The 18,298-nt window shown below is 57.6% G+C and carries 12 protein-coding genes; 3 read left to right on the top strand and 9 right to left on the bottom strand.

Annotated features, from left to right (window positions below):
- Positions 1-66 precede the first annotated feature (66 nt).
- The 8 genes from dctA to bcsR form a co-directional block, all read right to left on the bottom strand.
- A complete protein-coding gene (gene dctA / locus JY391_RS01035) occupies positions 67-1,353 on the bottom strand; it encodes a C4-dicarboxylate transporter DctC (protein WP_042286745.1) in 1,287 nt (428 codons plus the stop codon).
- A gap of 175 nt (positions 1,354-1,528) precedes the next feature.
- Positions 1,529-3,517, bottom strand: a complete 1,989-nt coding sequence (hmsP, locus tag JY391_RS01030; RefSeq protein WP_181822361.1) for a biofilm formation regulator HmsP — start codon at positions 3,515-3,517, stop codon at positions 1,529-1,531.
- A gap of 164 nt (positions 3,518-3,681) precedes the next feature.
- Entirely contained in the window at positions 3,682-7,179 is a 3,498-nt protein-coding gene (bcsC, locus tag JY391_RS01025; RefSeq protein ID WP_211935105.1) for a cellulose synthase complex outer membrane protein BcsC, read from the bottom strand.
- On the bottom strand, positions 7,161-8,267 hold the full coding sequence (gene bcsZ / locus JY391_RS01020) for a cellulose synthase complex periplasmic endoglucanase BcsZ (protein WP_211935763.1): 1,107 nt from the start codon (positions 8,265-8,267) through the stop codon (positions 7,161-7,163). The genes bcsC and bcsZ overlap by 19 nt, the downstream gene beginning before the upstream one ends.
- A 6-nt stretch (positions 8,268-8,273) precedes the next feature.
- Entirely contained in the window at positions 8,274-10,625 is a 2,352-nt protein-coding gene (gene bcsB / locus JY391_RS01015; protein ID WP_042286752.1) for a cellulose biosynthesis cyclic di-GMP-binding regulatory protein BcsB, read from the bottom strand.
- A gap of 10 nt (positions 10,626-10,635) precedes the next feature.
- Positions 10,636-13,257, bottom strand: a complete 2,622-nt coding sequence (bcsA, locus tag JY391_RS01010; RefSeq protein ID WP_211935104.1) for a UDP-forming cellulose synthase catalytic subunit — start codon at positions 13,255-13,257, stop codon at positions 10,636-10,638.
- Positions 13,254-14,006 (bottom strand): cellulose biosynthesis protein BcsQ, encoded by a 753-nt coding sequence (gene bcsQ / locus JY391_RS01005; RefSeq protein WP_042286757.1) that lies wholly within the window; start codon positions 14,004-14,006, stop codon positions 13,254-13,256. Before bcsQ ends, bcsA begins: the two co-directional genes overlap by 4 nt.
- 11 nt (positions 14,007-14,017) lie before the next feature.
- Positions 14,018-14,206 carry a cellulose biosynthesis protein BcsR gene (bcsR, locus tag JY391_RS01000; RefSeq protein WP_042286759.1) on the bottom strand — a complete coding sequence of 63 codons (189 nt, stop codon included), beginning with the start codon at positions 14,204-14,206 and terminating at the stop codon, positions 14,018-14,020.
- Positions 14,207-14,494: 288 nt separating this feature from the next.
- Between bcsR and bcsE the strand changes: the two genes are divergently transcribed.
- The 3 genes from bcsE to bcsG are packed head-to-tail and all read left to right on the top strand — an operon-like array spanning position 14,495 to position 17,918.
- The gene (gene bcsE / locus JY391_RS00995; RefSeq protein WP_042286763.1) at positions 14,495-16,054 is read left to right on the top strand and encodes a cellulose biosynthesis c-di-GMP-binding protein BcsE; all 1,560 of its coding nucleotides are present in this window, start codon (positions 14,495-14,497) and stop codon (positions 16,052-16,054) included.
- On the top strand, positions 16,051-16,242 hold the full coding sequence (gene bcsF / locus JY391_RS00990; RefSeq protein WP_205612597.1) for a cellulose biosynthesis protein BcsF: 192 nt from the start codon (positions 16,051-16,053) through the stop codon (positions 16,240-16,242). Before bcsE ends, bcsF begins: the two co-directional genes overlap by 4 nt.
- Positions 16,239-17,918 carry a cellulose biosynthesis protein BcsG gene (gene bcsG, locus JY391_RS00985; protein ID WP_060570224.1) on the top strand — a complete coding sequence of 560 codons (1,680 nt, stop codon included), beginning with the start codon at positions 16,239-16,241 and terminating at the stop codon, positions 17,916-17,918. Before bcsF ends, bcsG begins: the two co-directional genes overlap by 4 nt.
- An 81-nt stretch (positions 17,919-17,999) precedes the next feature.
- Here the strand turns inward: bcsG and JY391_RS00980 are convergent, their stop codons facing one another.
- Entirely contained in the window at positions 18,000-18,107 is a 108-nt protein-coding gene (locus tag JY391_RS00980; protein WP_012908207.1) for a type I toxin-antitoxin system toxin Ldr family protein, read from the bottom strand.
- Positions 18,108-18,298: the final 191 nt, after the last annotated feature.

Below are 18,298 nucleotides of genomic sequence, written 5' to 3'. Positions count from 1 at the left end.
GTGCAGGGGTCAATTATGCGCAGGAGCCCGCAGCCCCACAAGGGACTGCGGTCATAAGTCGTGAGATTATGAGGATATTTCGTTCGTTTTGCCGTCCGGCGCACGATTATTCAGGACATCGTCGAGCTTTTGGGAATCCAACTCTTTCACCCATTTCGCCACCACGACCGTCGCCACGCCATTGCCAACCAGGTTAGTCAGCGCACGGGCTTCCGACATAAAGCGGTCGATACCGAGGATAAGCGCCAGGCCCGCCACCGGCAGATGGCCTACCGCAGAGATGGTCGCCGCCAGCACGATGAAGCCGCTTCCGGTTACCCCCGCCGCGCCTTTAGAGGAGAGCAGCAGCACGACCAGCAACGTGATCTGATGGAAGATATCCATATGGCTGTTGGTCGCCTGGGCGATAAACACCGCCGCCATCGTCAGGTATATCGACGTCCCGTCAAGGTTGAAGGAATACCCGGTGGGGATAACCAGCCCAACCACCGACTTGCGGCAGCCCAGCTTCTCCATCTTATCGAGCATACGCGGCAGCGCGGACTCAGAAGAGGAGGTACCCAGCACGATCAGCAGCTCTTCGCGGATATAGCGGATAAACTTGAAAATGCTGAAGCCCGTCGCCCGCGCGATAGAACCCAGTACCAGCACCACAAACAGGATACAGGTGATGTAGAAGCAGATAATAAGCTGCCCCAGTTGCACCAGCGTCCCGACGCCATATTTACCGATGGTGAAGGCCATTGCGCCGAACGCGCCGATAGGCGCCAGGCGCATGATCATATTGATAATGCCGAAAATGACCTGCGAGAAACTTTCAATGACGTTGAAAATCAGCTGGCCTTTGCTGCCCAGGCGATGCAGGGCAAAGCCAAACAGCACCGCAAACAGCAGCACCTGCAGGATGTTACCACTGGCAAACGCGCCAATGACGCTGCCCGGAATCACATCCATCAGGAAGGCGACAATGCCCTGATCTTTCGCCTGCTCGGCGTAAACCGCCACCGCCTGCGCATCGAGAGTCGCGGGATCAACGTTCATCCCGGCCCCTGGCTGCACGACGTTAACGATAATCAGACCAATGATCAGCGCAATCGTACTGACGATCTCAAAGTAAAGCAGCGCTACCGCACCGGTGCGGCCAACGGCCTTCATGCTTTCCATGCCTGCAATGCCGGTCACGACAGTACAGAAGATGACAGGAGCGATGATCATCTTTATCAGCTTGACGAACGCGTCGCCAAGCGGCTTCATTTGTGCGCCTAATTCAGGGTAGTAATGGCCAAGGAGAATACCAATGGCAATTGCTGTCAGGACCTGAAAATAAAGGCTTTTGAACAGAGAGGTTTTCATAGGGTGTCCTTGAAGTAAAAACCACAGGTCTTGTAAGGTTATGATTAACCTGCGGCCTTAAAATAACACCCGGACAACACGACAGAAATGCACCTGGATCATAATTGAAACAAAAATGTTAAAAACTTTGAACTGGCTCGCATAAGCCGGGACTTTTTAAAGTTTTGTAATTACGTCACTTGTGCGTGAGATACTGTTCCTGGAAGGTTTCAGCCGTCACGGCATGGGCAAAAAGATAACCCTGAGCGATATCCACACCGGCTTGCGCCAGCCAGTCGCGCTGCGCCTCGTTCTCAACGCCCTCGGCGATCGTTTGCAGATTCAGGCTACGCGCCAGCTGAATAATCGCCGTGATCATGCTGTTATCTTCCGGCAGACCGTCGACAAACATTTTGTCGATTTTCAGTACGTCTACCGGCAGCGACTTCATGTGCTGGAGCTGACGCAACCCCGCGTAACCCATACCAAAATCATCCAGCGCAATGCGCACGCCAGCGTTTCGCAATGGTCGTAATATCGCCACCGCGGCGTGCGGGTCGTCGATACGGCGGCTTTCGGTCACTTCCAGAATCAGCGTACCCGGCTGGATGCGATAACGGGCCAGCAGCTCAAGCATGTCCGACACCATGGTCGGGTGCATCAGTTGCAGCGCCGACAGGTTGACCGACAGCGGCATGGCCATTCCGCGTTCCTGCCAGGCGGCAAGCAGACGGCAAGACTCCTCCAGTACCCAGCGCCCCACGGTGACCATCAGGCCGCAGGACTCGATGCGCTCAATCAGCCCTTCCGGTAACGCCCAGCTTCCGTCCGGTTGCTGCAAACGCAATAGCGCTTCCGCGCTCACCACCTTGCCGCTGGCGATCGCCACCTGCGGCTGTAGCCAGAGCGCAAACTGGTGGTTTTCCATCGCGGTAAGAATGTCGCTCTCTTCGGTCAGCCTTTTTTGCGCCTGCGCCATTTGTTCAGGGTCGAAGAACTGAATCTGGTTTTTGCCTTTCCGACGGGCGGTAAACGCCGCCGAAACGGCACGAACGTAGAGCTGCTCGGCGCTGAGGTCGCCATAAAACATCGCCACGCCAATGCTGCAACTCGGGCGTAGCTGGATCCCCTGGACCGGCAACCGCTCATTAATAATAGTGAGCACTTGCTGACCTAACGTGATGGCGTGCCACGGCTCTTTCACGCCGTGAGCGACAATCGCAAAGTCGTAGCCGCTGATCTGGGCCAGCACCATTCGCGGGGAAATCACCGATTTCAGTTTTTCCACCAGCGTGAGCAGCAGGATTTCCCGCTGCGCCTCTTTCAGCACGCCTGCGGTATCACGCAGCGTTTCGCAGGTGACGATCATCAACGCGGTGGTCTGCTGTCGCGCCACCACTTGCTCCAGCAACCCCATCAGAAAGGCTTTGTTGGGCAGCTCGGAAACCGGAAAACGCATCGCGTTCCCCGTCAACTCTTCGCTGTGGCGTTTAAGCATCTGTTGATTAAGGTTATAACTGCGCACCAGCATCCCGATCTCATCGTCATGGTGCAGACGCGGCAGCGCCAGCTGATGCCCGATAAGATCCTGTTGCGGAATATCGTTCAGCTCGCGGGCGATTTTGCGCAACGGGTGCAGAATCAGGCGGTTTACGCACCAGCTAATCGCCACGGTCAGCATGAGTGACAAAAGTAAGTAAATAGTCACTAACGTGGAGAGGGTGCTCATGACGAACTTATACATACGGAACGAATCCGCCTGTAGCACCAGATAGGCCAGCGGCTGTGGGTTCGCCGGACGCTCGAGCGAATAGACGGGCAGGGAAATTTGCACCGGTAATTCAAAAAGTCGGGTGACCATAACCGGCACCGGGCGTTCAGGAATGAAGCTCATGCGCAGCGCCTGAAACTGATTTGGCAGCACGACATCGGCGCGCTGAACCACCCCAGCCGGTTTTATGCTGGCGAGAATCGCCTCCGCGCCGGGGAGATCCGCTTTTAATATGGCGGCAGACAAGGGTTCACGAACGGAGCGGGCGATACTTTCCAGTTGCGTAGCCGTGTTATAGCGGTTCTGCTGGACCAGATGGAATAGCAAAACGGTGCAAAAAATAAAAACGAACACCATGACAACGGCCGCGACCATTGCCATCTGCTTAATTGTTAACGAGCGACTCACGCGCAATATTGTCTCCCCCGGATATCCCAAATTGCCGCCCGAGTATACCCGATTGCAGCGGCATTAAGAGAGGCCGTATCTGAAAAGGACTTTTCTGAGTTCAGGTCGTCGGATGGCGGCGTTGTCTTATCTGGCTTTCACGCCAGCGCAGCGCCATCCGACCCTGGCGATTACCAGTCGGCGTAAGGCACCAGCGGCTGCGGCGGTAAATCCATATCGCCCTGCCAGCCTGCGGCGGAATAACGCACGTAAAGAAGGAAATGGCTTGGGGTGTAATCTTTCGCCTGCTGGATATCGATAGCGGTGCCGACAAACCAGTTGGAGGTGACACGCCGCTCCACCAGCGCCCGGGCGGTATAACCAAAGCCCTGGCTGCTGCCGCCATCATTGGTCTGATCGCGCGCCGCCTCTTGGTAATCCGCCGGAATGAGGTTCGTCAACGGATAACGCGGCATCGTTTTCGTGCGTGAATGCGACCACGACACGGAACCGCCCAGCTCCCAGGACCAGTTTTCCGTACGCTGACGCCACATTACCGGCACCGCAAACGACACATATTCCTGCGGACTGTAGTAACCACCGTGACCGAGCGAATAGCCGCTGAGGTCTTTGTCGTAGTGCCAGATCATGTTGTTCAGACCGACAGTGACGCGGCGGTTATTCTCGTTAATCACCTTGTAGTAGTACCCGGTCATCCAGCGCACGCGCCAGTTGTCCGCCACGTTTTTGCCGGTTAACTGGTCGCCGCTGAGCGAAGCCCAGACGCCATTCGCTTCCCCTTTGTCGTAACTGAGGCTGATGCCGCCGCCGTCGGCGCGTACGCCGCCCCATTTTTTACCGGTGTTAATCGCATCGCTGTCGCCGTTATGGCTCTGCGCGTCTTTCTGGCCGCCAAACGCCAGCAGCGAACTGGAAATGGGACGACGATGCGCGTTAAGCGTATACCCTAACGGCCCGATATCGCTGCTGTAGCTGACGCCGCCAACCACATCAACCACGTTGAAGCCCATTGGCGTGGTGCCGATGTCCCAGCGCCAGGTGTCGTTTGCCCAGCCCACCGCCACGCTCGCCCCGGCGTCCGACTGGCTGCGACTGCCGCTACAGTCTTCCAGCGTACAGGTGCCCCAGTTGTTGTCATAACGCCCGTCGGCATCGGTTGCGAAGCTGCCGACATTCATATTGACCAGGTCGGTGCGGAAGAACATACGCCCATCGGACCAGGGCGCATCAACGTGCAGCATGGTGGTGTGCGCTTTCAGATCGGAATAACCGCCGGTACCGCTCGATCCCCAGTAATCGTGTTCGAGGGTTACGTTCAAATCTTGCTGACGATACAGATCCGCCGCGTCGCTGCGCACGCCGCGCTTCAGCCAGTCGTCTGTTTCATCGTTGCGGGTCAGACGGGTAAAAGTGTCGTCATCCTGCGGACGCGTCGGGGTGACGCCAGAGGCGACCATGGCATCTTTATACGTTTCCAGCGCTTGCTGCGGCTCGCCGCTCTGGGCCTGAAACCTGGCGGCATCACGTAGCACCATCGCGCTTTCCATCGACGGCGGCTGCGATTTCGCCTGCGGAATCAGGCTATCGAATGTCTGTCTGGCCGCCACGGTATCGCCCAGTTGCATCTGCGCCAGCGCCACCCGACGTTGCATATTCATTGAAGACCCGTTGGTCGTCGGCAGTGCCGCCAGTCGCGCCCGCGCGGCCGCGTTGTCGCCCTGAGCGATGTCGATCTCCGCCAGCCCAAGCAGCGCGTCAACGTTGTCCGGTTCGCGCGCCAGCACGCCGCTGTAATATCCGCGCGCGGCCGTAACGTCCCGGCGCTGCTGCGCCCAGTCGGCGAGGGTTAAGTCGATACGGGTAGAAGCAGGCTGCTGACGTAGCAGCGCTTCGGCTTCACGCTCCTTGCCGCTTTCGCGCAGACGGTTAGCGGTTTCCAATACCTGGTTGCTTTGCAGCCTGTCGGCCAGTTCCTGAATATTTGGGTTCCACTGACTGCGCGGCAGCGCGTTGATATGCGCCAGCGCCGCGCGGTCCCGATCGGCGCCGGACAGGTACAGCCCGTAAGCATAGACCTGCTCGGGATCGCCAGGTTTCTGACGCGCCAGCGCGTGCATCTGCGCGTCGGCCTGGCTACGCTGACCGGCCTGCCACAGATCGCGCGACAGACGGTAGGTTATCCAGACGCTGCCCGGATCCAGTGCCAGACGACGCCGGTGCAGCTCCGCCGCCTGCGCCCAGTTGCCCTGGCTCTCCAGCGTTTCAGCCTGTTGCGCCAGACGATCGTTTTCCAGCCCGCGTTCAATGTCATCAATACTGCGGCGCTGGCTGGCGGAAAGCGTGGCGATAAAAGCGCTGGCTCGCTCCGGCGACTGCTCGCGATAGAGGTTCGCCAGGCCGCGCACGGCGTTGGTGTTGCCGCTGTCCATACGCAGCGTCTGCTGATAGTAACGTTCGGCAGCCGGGTAGTTTTTACGTGCCATTGCCGCGTCGCCCAGCCCCAGCACCGCGTAGCTATCGCTATTGTCGATGCGTCTTGCCTGTTGATAAAACCGTTCGGCCTGGTCGATATCATTCGCCTTCAGCGCGGCGTCGCCCTGCTGGATCGCCAGCCAGTAGCTGTTCACCTTCAGCAGGCTTTCCCATTTGTCGCGGCTCGGGCTTTGCGGATCCATCGCCAGCGCTTTTTTAAACTGCGCCACCGCGCTGGCGCGATCGCCGCGCTGTGAATACGCCTGACCCAGCGCGCCAACGGCTTCGCTGTCGTTTTGATTCGCTTTCACCGCCTGCTGCAACCCGGCAACCGCTTTGCCGCCCTGCCCGGCCTCTACCGCCGCCAGCCCCTGCGCACGGGCGCGGAACGTCGGATCGGCAAGCTGTTGTTGCTGTTCGTTCAGCTTACTGCGCGCCGCCGTCACGCTGTCCCCTTCACTAAACACGGTGAGGTACTTTTGCAACGCTTTTACGCTGGCGTCGCTGACCGGCAAATCTTTTATCTGGGCGTACCAGAGCGTTGCCGCCGCGTTGCGTCCGGCGCTGGATTTCGCCATTTGTTCCAGCACGACAAAACCTTCAGCCGGACGGTCGTTATCGAACAGCAGTTGCGCCAGGGTATTCTGCAACCCGGTATTGCCGGGGCTGCGGGCGTTGATCGCCTTAAGCTGGTTGATCGCCTGACCGCGTCTGGCAGGCACTTTCGCCACCGTACTCCAGTACTCCACCTCCAGCTCGCCTTCCGGCGGCGCGCCTTTGAATAACTTATCGTAAGCGGCGATGGCCTCTTCCGCATGTCCGGTCGTCGCCTGTAACCGCGCTTCCTGCAGCGCCTGGCGGCCATCCGGCGTCGCCAGCAGTTGGGTGGTGCGCGACGATTTATACGCCGCCGAATTGGGCGCGATCTCTGCAAGCCTGTCGAGCTGCTTTTGAGCGCCGTCGTTGTCGCCCTGACGCAGCATATAGCGGAAGCGGGCAGCGATAACGTCAGGGTTATTCGGGTCGATCAGCTCCAGCCGGTAGAGCGACTGACGCACCAGGTCTTCGCGGTGCGTGGCCTCGCCCAGCCGAACCTGGTCGAGTAACAATTGTTGCGCCGACGGCGCGGCTTCCGCGAAGGGCATCAGCGCAATACCGAGCGATACCCCAAGAAAACTTAGTGTGAACTTGCGCATTCCTGGTCCCAGTCAGGTAGTAACTCACCTTTGGCGGTGAAGCGATAACGATGCTGATCCCACCCTTGTCCGAAGAGGGTCAGCACGTAGCTGTAATAGGCATCGCTGCCAGGAAAGTGGTCTGCAACGCGCTGTCGCTGCACCGCTTGTGCGTCGCGGTTTTGCAGGAAAGGCAGTAAAGAAGCGGAAAAGCCTACCGGGCCGTTGCCCTGCGCCTTGCCGCTGGCGACATCCACTTTCTCCGGCGGAACGCCGTTTTGGGTTGTCAGGGTAGCCATCGGTTTGAATTTAGTGAGCAGCCGCGCTTTCTGCGGGTCGCCGTCATGCATCATCCCGGCCCACAGATAGACGCGAATGGCGTCGTAGCTGCTGACCAGCGTTTTTTCTGGTTTTAACTGCCAGCCTTTGTTTTTCTCGTAACGCACCCAGTCCGGCGAAAAGCCTTTCGGCGCGGTTTCTAACAGCAGCCGCTGATTCGTCTCCCGCAGGGTGGTCCACGGCGCGCCGAAACGGGTAAAGTACTGCGCCAGCTGCGGCGGCAGATAACTCGGGTTGAAGCGCCAGCGGGTTTCTTCGGCAAAACCGATTTTGCCCGGCAGCAACATCGACCCCAGCCCTGGCACCGTCACCACTTCTTCAGTGGCAATCCGCTTCAGCAGCGCTTTACCGATATCGGTGTATCGCGGCTCCTGCCATAAACGCCCGGCTTCCAGCAGCGACCAGGCGATCCAGATATCGCCGTCAGAAGCGGAATTGCTGTCCAGCACTTCCCAGGTCGCTGGATCCTTTTGTCCCCACAGCCAGGCGGGCAGATGCGCTTTCAGCGAGCCTTGCGCCAGGTTGTTTTCGGTCCATGCCAAAAGCGTATCAAACGCCGGACGATCGTTAGCCGCGAGGGCAAAGAACATGGCGTAGCTTTGCCCTTCCGAGGTGGTGATTTTCCGCGCGTCGCTCGGATCAATCACCCGGCCCTCCTTGCTGATGTAATCCTTTTTGAACTGATCCCAGGCGGGCCAATGACAGGCCGCCTGAACGGTCAGGGCGGCCAACATCAGGACAACAGCGATTCCACTACGCAGCGCGTTCATCATGCGTTACTCATGGTCTGGATCAAGACGGCGGCGGCTTATGATGCGCAGCAGGCGCCACAACACCCAGGCCAGCAATACCACGCTGATGGCCGCCAACACCGCTAACAGCACCGGATGATTTCCCAGCGCATACCACAGACGTTCAAACCACGGCAGATGTCCGACGTAATAAACATCGCCCACCCGCAAGCTGTTGACGCCCGACTCGCGAATGACGGACACCGAACCAAACATCGCCGCACGTTTGCCGCTGTCGTTAATCGCTTCGTTCAGCAGTTCATAACCGCGCGGGCTGTCCGCCAGCAGGGCGATAACGCTGCGCTGATCGTTAAACGGCGACTGGAAGCCCACCACGGCGGCCATTGGGCCGCTCGACGTGACAGTGGCCTGCGCATCCGCTTTGCGGTCGGCCTCATCCGGCATGATCCCCGGGAAGGCGCTCTGGCGAAGCGGCGTTTTCACCCAGCTCTGCGCCGCCTGCACCAGCAGGTCAATACGCTTCTCATCCTTTAACTTGTCCGGAATCGTGCCAATAATCAGGATATCGGCATCTTTCCCCTGAATCTGGCTGCCGTCTTGAGTGATGGTCAGGTTGATGGCCGGGAAGCCGGTTTGCGCGCCAATCGTGCCCGTCGCCTCCAGCAGTGTTTCCATCTGCGCTTCATTCGGCGTTTTCGGCATCACGGCGATGGTGTCAGAAAGATCGGCCATTCGGCTGAACGGGAAACCTGCGTTCGCAAAGGCGCGCAGATCCGGCATCGCAATAAAGTGATAGTACTTCGAGAAGTCGATGGTCGAGTCGTCGCCGATCACCACATGGTTCGGCACCGGCTGGAAGGTAATACAGTTATCCACCGTACCGCCAGGCATTGGGTTCATGTACTCAAAGTCAAAACGCAACTGGTTCACCGCCCCCAGCTTCAGCGCCGGGATCGAGACGTCGGTTTTACCATCCAGCAGCCCTTGCAGCACCGGCAGACGCAGCAGCAGACGGTTGTTCTTTTCGTTGCTGGTGAGGCTAAAGGCTTGCAGGAACTGGTTATTCAGGCTGATATCCATGCGCGAACTGTCTTTAGTCGGCGGCGTGGTGTAACGGTAGTTGAGGTTCATATCAATACCGGTACTGCGCAGCAGATACAGGTCCGGCGGCAGGTTAAGGGAAACGTTGATGGCGGCGGGCTCGATGCCGCTGGACTGCAACTGCTGCTCATAGGTTTTCAGCTCGCCAAAGGTCACCGGACGATCGGTCCGCACCCAGTTCGGCGCATCGTACGGTTTACGCGCCAGCAGCGGTTTTACCTCGTTCACTTCGACACTGCTGCCGCGGAACAGAATGTTGCCCTGCGCAATACCTTTCGCCGCCTGCAACAGATCGTTTTCATCACGCCCCATCACCACCAGAAGTTTTACGTAGGGATTCTCCGGATGGTCGATCATCGCGATCGTCGGCGCTTTCACCGGCGGCTGCTCGCGCAGGAAGTCGGGACGGCTGTCGTTAGTGGCGAACACAATCGCATTCCGATCCGGCAGTTGATTATACAGCACCGGGAAGTGCTGCCCGCGCCAGCCTGAGCGGGAACCAAACCATGACGAGACGATAGAGGCGGCCTGCTGCAGTTTAAGATCGGGCGCGCCGGCGAAGATCATCGGCAGCGTCATCGCGCGGTTGTCGCGCGGGTCAAAGAACGGAACCGGGAAGTGCGAGAGATCGTTTTTCACTTCCAGCGTCTGGTAGGTGAGATCGAGTACGCTGCTGCGACCTACATCCAGCCACAGCGTACTGCTGGACGGGTTTTCACATACCTGCTGGTAATGGCCGACAAACTCCAGCCGTACGCGGTTGAAATCGGTGATAAACAGCGGGTTGATGGGGATCTGCGCCAGCGTCTTTTTGCCAAGCTGTTCCTGGGTGACGGGTAGCACGCCCATGAGCTCATCATTCAGATAGACCTTGAGCTGGGACTGAACGGGCAGTAGCGATGGCGACGGCGTGTATTCCAGATTCAGCATCGCCTTCGTGACCACTTCATCACTGCGCATGCCAAATTCAATGCTGCCGTTCGGGTTAACGCCGCGCAGCACCATACTGCCCGGCGGCGGCGCGATTTGCGCAAACGTCAGTTTCACATCACGCGAAGGACCATTTTGCGCGACGATCGGCGCATCCGCTCCCGGCACGCCCGGCATCACCTGGCCCACCGGCTGATTGTCGTCCGCCTGAACGGGAATGGCCGGGGCCGCGGTTGGCTCAGCCGCTGTCTGCGGTTGTATTGCTGGCGCCGCATTCGACATGAAACTGGGGATAGCGCTCATCCCCATTGCCATCGCACAAATCCAGGAAAGTTTTCTTTTCATCGCGTTATCATCATTGTTGAGCCATAACCTGAGCCGGTGGTTGCACCGCCATATCATCCTGCACCGGACGGCGCGGAATGAACGACACAATCCAGGCAACCAGAGACGTCAGAGACCGGAAAATTACTTTGACCGACGCTGGGGCAAATTCCGCAAGATGGCGATAGCCGCGGAACCCCAGTTTCAGAATATCGAGCAGGCTTTCCAGCGGTTTGTCTTCCGGATAGCTGTCCTGCCAGAGCGCCCATGTATCCGCACGGGCAAACGTACATTGCACAAAATCGATATGCTGTTTAGTGGTCAGCGGCATCAGTTGTAACCCCACCTGTTCACCCCATACGCGCGCCACCTGGGTGGGAAAGACATACTCCTGCTGTCCACGCTTGAGCAGTAAATTCACCTTTTGCCCTTCCAGTACCTGCGCCTGACCGTTGATTTTGATCCCCAGACCGCCGTCGGAGAAGTCATGCACGGTACACGAGAACAAATGACCGTCTTCGCGAGCAATCGCCGCTGGCATTGAGATCTCCACGCGGTGAGAACGGCGTACCTGTTTACTTTCCACCGACACCGCCACCGCGCCGCCGAGGATAATCAGGTTATAGAATACCCACACCATACTGACGATGACGGTGAGCATTTCACTTTCCGGCCCGTAGAAATAACGCCAGATACCTACCGCCACGCCGACCAGGTTAAGCAGCACCAGGAAGATATACGGACGGGAGATCACCCAGTCGACATACTCTTCTTCCACCAGCCCGCCTTTCGCGGTGACGTTAAATTTGCCCTTATGCGGATTAATCAGCGCCACCAGCGTCGGCGGCGCGATGTACCAGGCCAGCACCGTTTCGTAGATCTCACTCCAGAAGGAGTGGCGGTATTTTCCCTGAATCTTCGAGTTGGTCAGGCTGGCGTGAATCATATGCGGCAGTACGAACAGCGCAATCATCAGCGCGGGCGCGTAGATGATATAGGCATGCAGCAACAAGAACGCCAGCGGCGCGGTCAGGAAGATGAGCCGTGGGATCCCCGACAGGAAGTGGAACATCGCATTGACGTAGCATAACCGCTGGGCGAATTTCAGCCCTTTCCCGGTAAGCGGGTTGTCGAGGCGGAAAATTTGCACCATCCCGCGCGCCCAGCGGATACGCTGGCCGATATGGGCGGACAAACTTTCGGTCGCCAGCCCCGCCGCCTGCGGAATACGCATGTAAGCCGAGGTGTAACCGCGACGGTGCAGACGCAGCGAGGTGTGCGCATCTTCGGTGACGGTTTCGACGGCAATACCGCCTATTTCATCCAGCGGCTTACGGCGAATCACCGCGCAGGAGCCGCAGAAAAAGGTGGCGTCCCACATGTCGTTGCCGTCCTGCACCAGCCCATAGAACAGCGTGCCTTCGTTGGGGGTTTTGCGGAAGCGGCCAAGGTTACGTTCGAACGGGTCCGGCGAGAAAAAGTGGTGCGGCGTCTGCATCATCGCCAGTTTTTTATCTTTCAGGAACCAGCCCATGGTCATTTGCAGGAACGAGCGCGTCGGCACGTGGTCGCAGTCGAAGATCGACACGAATTCGCCTTTGGCGTACTTCAGCGCATTGTTGATGTTCCCGGCCTTGGCGTGCTCATGGGTGGTGCGGGCGATATAGTGGACCCCGACATTCTGGGCAAACTGGCGAAACTCTTCCCGCCCGCCATCGTCGAGAATCCAGATGTTGAGCTTATCTTTCGGCCAGTCGATGCCCAGCGACGCGTAGATGGTATTTTTCACTACGTGCAGCTCTTCGTTGTAGGTCGGAACGAAAATATCCACCGACGGCCACTGCGACATATCCTTGGGCAACGGCACCGGCTGACGGTTGAGCGGCCAGACCACCTGGAAGTAGCCCAGCACCAGCACAATCCACGCGTAGGTTTCGGCAAACAGCAGGATCAGTCCACAAACCAGGCTTACCGGATCGTCCCAGTTCAGGGTGGACGTGTAGCGCCACCAGATATAGCGACATGATACGGTCAGCGACAACACAATCAGCATCAGCGCCGAGAAACGCCCCGGCATCCGCCGTACAATCAGCGCAACGCCCCACAGCAGCATCAGGAAGATAAACTGCGCCAGCGGGTTGAACGGCTGCGTCACGCAGATCAGCGCCAGTATCAGCGAGAAAGTGACAATAATCCCAATGATTAAACGGCGCGCGCCAGCGCTCAGATGCCCCAGTTCCTTTTGCTTATCAAGATGGGTTGTGTTTTGCGTGACCCGTTCAGGCAGTTTATCCAGCCACTGATGGTAACGGCCCCGGACGCCTTCCAGGCGGGAAAAGGTCTGCCAGCGCGGTTGGGCCGTTTGTCGACGCGAGGCGGTCGCCATCAGCCAGAGCGTTTGAATAACGTAGCGGGCGGGATCTAACGGGCGCGGACGAGCGGCGTTGATATGCGGGTAAAGCGCCTTGTGCGCGGCGCGGATCCGCTGCCAGCGCGGATGCTCCAGCGGGATGAACACCCATGCCAGAACGGCCCAAAAACAGCCCAGGGCCGCGCTAAACGCTGGCGCGCCATGACGACGGTAGCCCTGATAGCGCTCGCTCAGGCGCGCGCTGACCGGCGGGATAAGCAACCACCGGGACAGGATACTCATGTTGCGCTCCCGGCGGCGTCTTTGCGGCCTGAATAATGCAATAAACACCAGTTCGCCAGCGTCAACACTTCTTCGGCGGCCAGCGAATCGCTGCGGTATTCTCCCAGTGGCTGTTTCGCCGCCATGCATTCGGCCAGGGCTTCATCGCGATGAATAACCATCGGCAACAGCCGACGCTGGCTTTGGAGCCAGACCTGGTAAAGATCGTCCTGCATCTGGCTGCCAATGCGTAAATCGTTAATCAAAATATGCGAACCGGCGGGCAGCGCCTGCTGATGCAGGCGAATATGGCAATTGGCATCGGCTTTGACGACCGCCAGCGTACGATCGCAGGCGTTGACCAGTTGGCGAGTGAGCGGCGCGGCGCCGGTGGGCAAATCGAGTAAAATCCAGGAATACCTGCCGCTCTCTTTTAGCAGCTGGAGGCCAGGGACAATCTCGCCGAGCCGTTCCTGCCATTGATCGGGGTAGTCACGTTCCGGCGCCGTGAGCTGGCCAAACGGCAGCAAATCGAGCTGCGAGGTATAGCGCATTCCGCCTTCGCGCCAGTCACGCCCGTCCAGCAGCGCTCTGGCCCAGCCGTCGCGATGCACAAAGTCGACATTAAATGACAGGCGTAGCAAATTATCGGGGCAGGCATCCACCACCAGGACGTTTTCACCTAACAGTTGTAATGCCCAGGCCAGCGCCGCAGTGATAGACGTCGTGCCTACGCCACCACGGATGCCCTGAAGTCCCAGAATAGCCATCCACGACTCCCTTATTCTTGTTGCGCAAATTCAGCCAGCAGCGGCCAGCGTTTAATCGCAGCGGCAAGCTGTTCACGTTGGGATATATCGGTGTAATCGAATTCAGGCAATGAAAAAGCCTGGCTCAGGGCCAGGAAATCGTTTTGAAAGGTATAGCCTAAAGCTGAATCAGGCAGCGTATCGGGTTCGTTGTCAGACATATTTTTTTATCCCTTTGAATATACTCGCCATGCTTCAGACATTTTTTCTGTTTGCATTCAGCCCCCTTCCCAACGAAAATTGATGGCGTCAGAATCCGCGCATTTTCTGATTTTTCATCACTCAAAGAATACGAGTCATGGAATCGGAAAGGCCGACGTAAAGAGGCTTCCTGCCAGCCAAATTGATTCACATGCTAAATCTGATACGTTTTAATTTCAATGTTAGGTTTATTTCTGCGCTTTCGCTAGTAAACTGATAAGCAGACAAATAGCGACCCGAGGAACGCTGTGGACCCAGTATTTTCAATAGGTATCTCATCATTATGGGATGAACTTCGCCATATGCCAACTGGCGGTGTCTGGTGGGTTAACACTGATCGCAGTGAAGATGCTATCAGCCTGGCGAATCAAACGATTGCTTTTCAAACCGGGACTGCAAAAGTCGCGGCGATGAGTATGGGCAGCGATCCAGGGAAAGTTTTCAAATTAGACGAAACGCAAGGTCCGGAAAAAATTCAGTTATTTTCGATGCCAGATTCAGAGAAGGGACTATACTTTATGTCCCGCGATATACTCTGCTCAGTTGATCCTACCCATTACTTATTCATCCTTATATGCGCAAATAATGCGTGGCAAAATATTCCAGCGGAACGATTGCGTCAGTGGCTGGATAAAATGAATAAATGGACACGTCTTCATCGTTGTTCTGTTCTGGTGCTTAACCCTGGGAATAATAATGACAAACAGTTCTCGCTGTTAATGGGGGAATATCGCTCGCTGTCTGGTCTTGCCAGCATGCGTTTTCAGGGCGACCAGCACCTGCTGGATATCGCCTTCTGGTGCAACGAGAAAGGAGTCAGCGCCCGCCAGCAGTTGACCATTCGCCATCGCCAGGGTCGCTGGGAACTGGCGCAAGAGGCCGAAGCCGACATCCAGCCCCGCAGCGACGAAAAGCGGATCCTCAGTAACGTGACCGTACTTGAAGGTGCGCCGCCGCTGTCGGAGCACTGGAAATTATTCGACAGTAATGAAGCATTATTCAATGAGGCCCGTACCGCCCAGGCGGCGACATTGGTCTTTTCTCTCCAGCAAAATCGTCAGATTGAACCGCTGGCGCGCAGCATCCACACCCTGCGCCGCCAGCGCGGCAGCGCGCTAAAAATTCTTGTGCGGGAAAATATCGCCAGCCTGCGCGCCACCGACGAACGTCTGCTGCTGGGCTGCGGCGCTAATATGGTGATCCCGTGGAACGCCCCGCTTTCCCGCTGCCTGACGCTGATTGAAAGCGTGCAGGGCCAACAGTTCAGCCGTTATGTGCCGGAAGATATCACCACCCTGCTGTCGATGACCCAGCCGATGAAGCTGCGCGGCTTTCAGAAGTGGGATGTCTTCTGTGACGCGGTGAATAATATGATGAGCAATACCCTGCTCCCCGCCGACGGCAAAGGGGTGATGGTGGCGCTGCGTCCAGTGCCAGGTATTCGCGTGGAACAGGCGTTAACGCTTTGCCGCCCACACCGTACCGGCGATATTGTGACCATTGGCGGCAACCGACTGGTGCTGTTTTTGTCGTTCTGCCGGGTCAACGATCTCGACACCGCCCTGAATCACATCTTTCCGCTGCCGACCGGCGATCTGTTCTCTAACCGCATGGTGTGGTTCGAGGACAATCAGATCAGCGCCGAACTGGTGCAAATGCGTCTGCTGTCGCCGGAGCTGTGGGGTCAGCCGCTGCCGCTCACCCAGGAGGTCAAACCCGTACTGAACGCTGAACACGATGGTAAGGTCTGGCGTCGAATTCCTCAGCCGCTGCGCTTACTGGACGATGAAATGGAGCGTTCATCATGATGACCATCAGCGATATTCTGCAAATCATCATCGTCTGCGCGCTGATTTTTTTTCCACTGGGCTATCTGGCGCGTCATTCTCTGCGCCGTCTCAGCAACACCGCCCGTCTGCTATTTGCTAAACCTCGTTATGTCAAACCGGCCGGAACATTGCGCCGCACGGTAATTCCCAGAGCGACCAAAAAATGACTCAACATACTCAACATGCCTCGCCGCCTTCGCCTCTCTGGCAATACTGGCGCGGACTTTCGGGCTGGAATTTCTATTTTCTGGTGAAATTTGGTCTGCTCTGGGCAGGCTATCTTAACTTCCACGCCCTGATGAACCTGGTGTTCATGGCGTTCCTGCTGATGCCGATTCCGCGCTACAGCCTGCATCGCCTTCGCCACTGGATCGCCATTCCGATAGGTTTTGCCCTGTTCTGGCACGATACCTGGCTGCCAGGGCCAGAGAGTATAATGAGCCAGGGCTCCCAGGTCGCGGCGTTCAGCACTGACTATATGCTCGATCTGGTCACCCGCTTTATTAACTGGCAAATGATCGGCGCGGTGTTCGTGCTGCTCGTGGCGTGGCTGTTTTTGGCGCAGTGGGTTCGCGTCACCGTTTTTGTGGTGGCCATAATGGTCTGGCTAAACGTTCTGACGCTGGCGGGGCCGAGTTTTTCACTGTGGCCTGCCGGTCAGCCGACCAACACCGTCACGACCACCGGCGGTACCGCGGCGGCCACGATCGCCACCGCTGAAGGCGCGCCGGTTGTCGGTGATATCCCGGCGCAAACCGCGCCACCGACGTCCGCCAACCTCAACGCCTGGCTGAACACCTTTTACAACGCGGAAGCAAAACGTAAAACGCCCTTCCCGGCGGCGCTGCCGGAAGATGCCCAGCCGTTTGAACTGCTGGTGATCAACATCTGCTCGCTTTCGTGGTCCGATATCGAAGCGGCGGGGCTGATGTCACATCCGCTGTGGTCGCATTTTGATATTCAGTTTAAGCACTTTAACTCGGCGACCTCTTACAGCGGTCCGGCGGCGATTCGCCTGCTGCGCGCCAGCTGCGGTCAGCCGTCACATACCAATCTGTATCAACCAGCCGGCAATGAATGCTATCTGTTTGATAATCTGTCGAAACTGGGCTTCGCCCAGCATCTGATGATGGGTCACAACGGTGAGTTCGGCGGCTTCCTGAAAGAAGTGCGCGAAAACGGCGGTATGCAGGCTGAGCTGATGGATCAGAGTGGTTTACCGGTGCCGCTGTTGGGCTTTGACGGCTCGCCAGTCTATGACGATACGGCAGTGCTTAACCGCTGGCTTGAAACCACCGAAAAGGACAAAGATTCGCGCAGCGCAACCTTCTATAACACCCTGCCGCTGCACGATGGCAACCACTATCCTGGCGTGAGCAAAACGGCGGATTACAAAGCGCGTGCGCAGAAATTCTTCGATGAACTGGATGCGTTCTTTACGCAGCTCGAGAAGTCTGGCCGTAAAGTCATGGTGGTGGTGGTGCCGGAACATGGCGGGGCGCTGAAAGGCGACAGAATGCAGGTCTCCGGTCTGCGCGATATCCCCAGCCCGTCGATCACCAACGTCCCCGCCGGGGTGAAATTCTTCGGCATGAAAGCGCCGCATCAGGGCGCGCCGATTGAAATTACCCAACCGAGCAGCTATCTGGCCATCTCAGAACTGGTGGTGCGCGTGCTCGACGGCAAGATCTTCTCCGAAGATCCGGTTGACTGGACGAAGCTCACCAGTAATCTGCCGCAAACCGCGGCGGTCTCGGAAAACGCCAACGCGGTGGTGATTCAGTACCAGGATAAACCCTACGTGCGCCTGAACGGCGGCGACTGGGTGCCGTATCCACAGTAAACGAAAAAGGCCGCAAGGATATCCCTGCGGCCCGGTTCGGGCGCATGTTGCCACTGCGGCAGGCAGACGCCCGTCAGAGGATTACTTCCTGCTACGTAACCAGTTCACAACCATTCCCGCGATTATACCCGCGATGGCTGGAGCCGCTAAATCGTGCCAGAAGGCAATGCCTAACTGAATCAGCGTCATATAGCCGCCTGTGTTGCAATGGCAACCGTTCGCGGCTATCCTTGAATTGTTGAGGTTCAAGATTAGCCCCCGTTTTGTTGCCAGGTTTTTACCGAACAACGTGCGGGGGTTTTCTCTTTATCCAGCAACAAACGCCGCCAGGGATCAAGCCCCCGCAACGTTGCGCCTCACCGGGTTGCCCCGGCTTGCTG

Origin of the sequence: Citrobacter sedlakii, from assembly GCF_018128425.1 — a bacterium.
Classification (GTDB): Bacteria; Pseudomonadota; Gammaproteobacteria; order Enterobacterales; family Enterobacteriaceae; genus Citrobacter_A; species Citrobacter_A sedlakii.
This window is presented reverse-complemented; position numbering and strand designations above follow the sequence as displayed.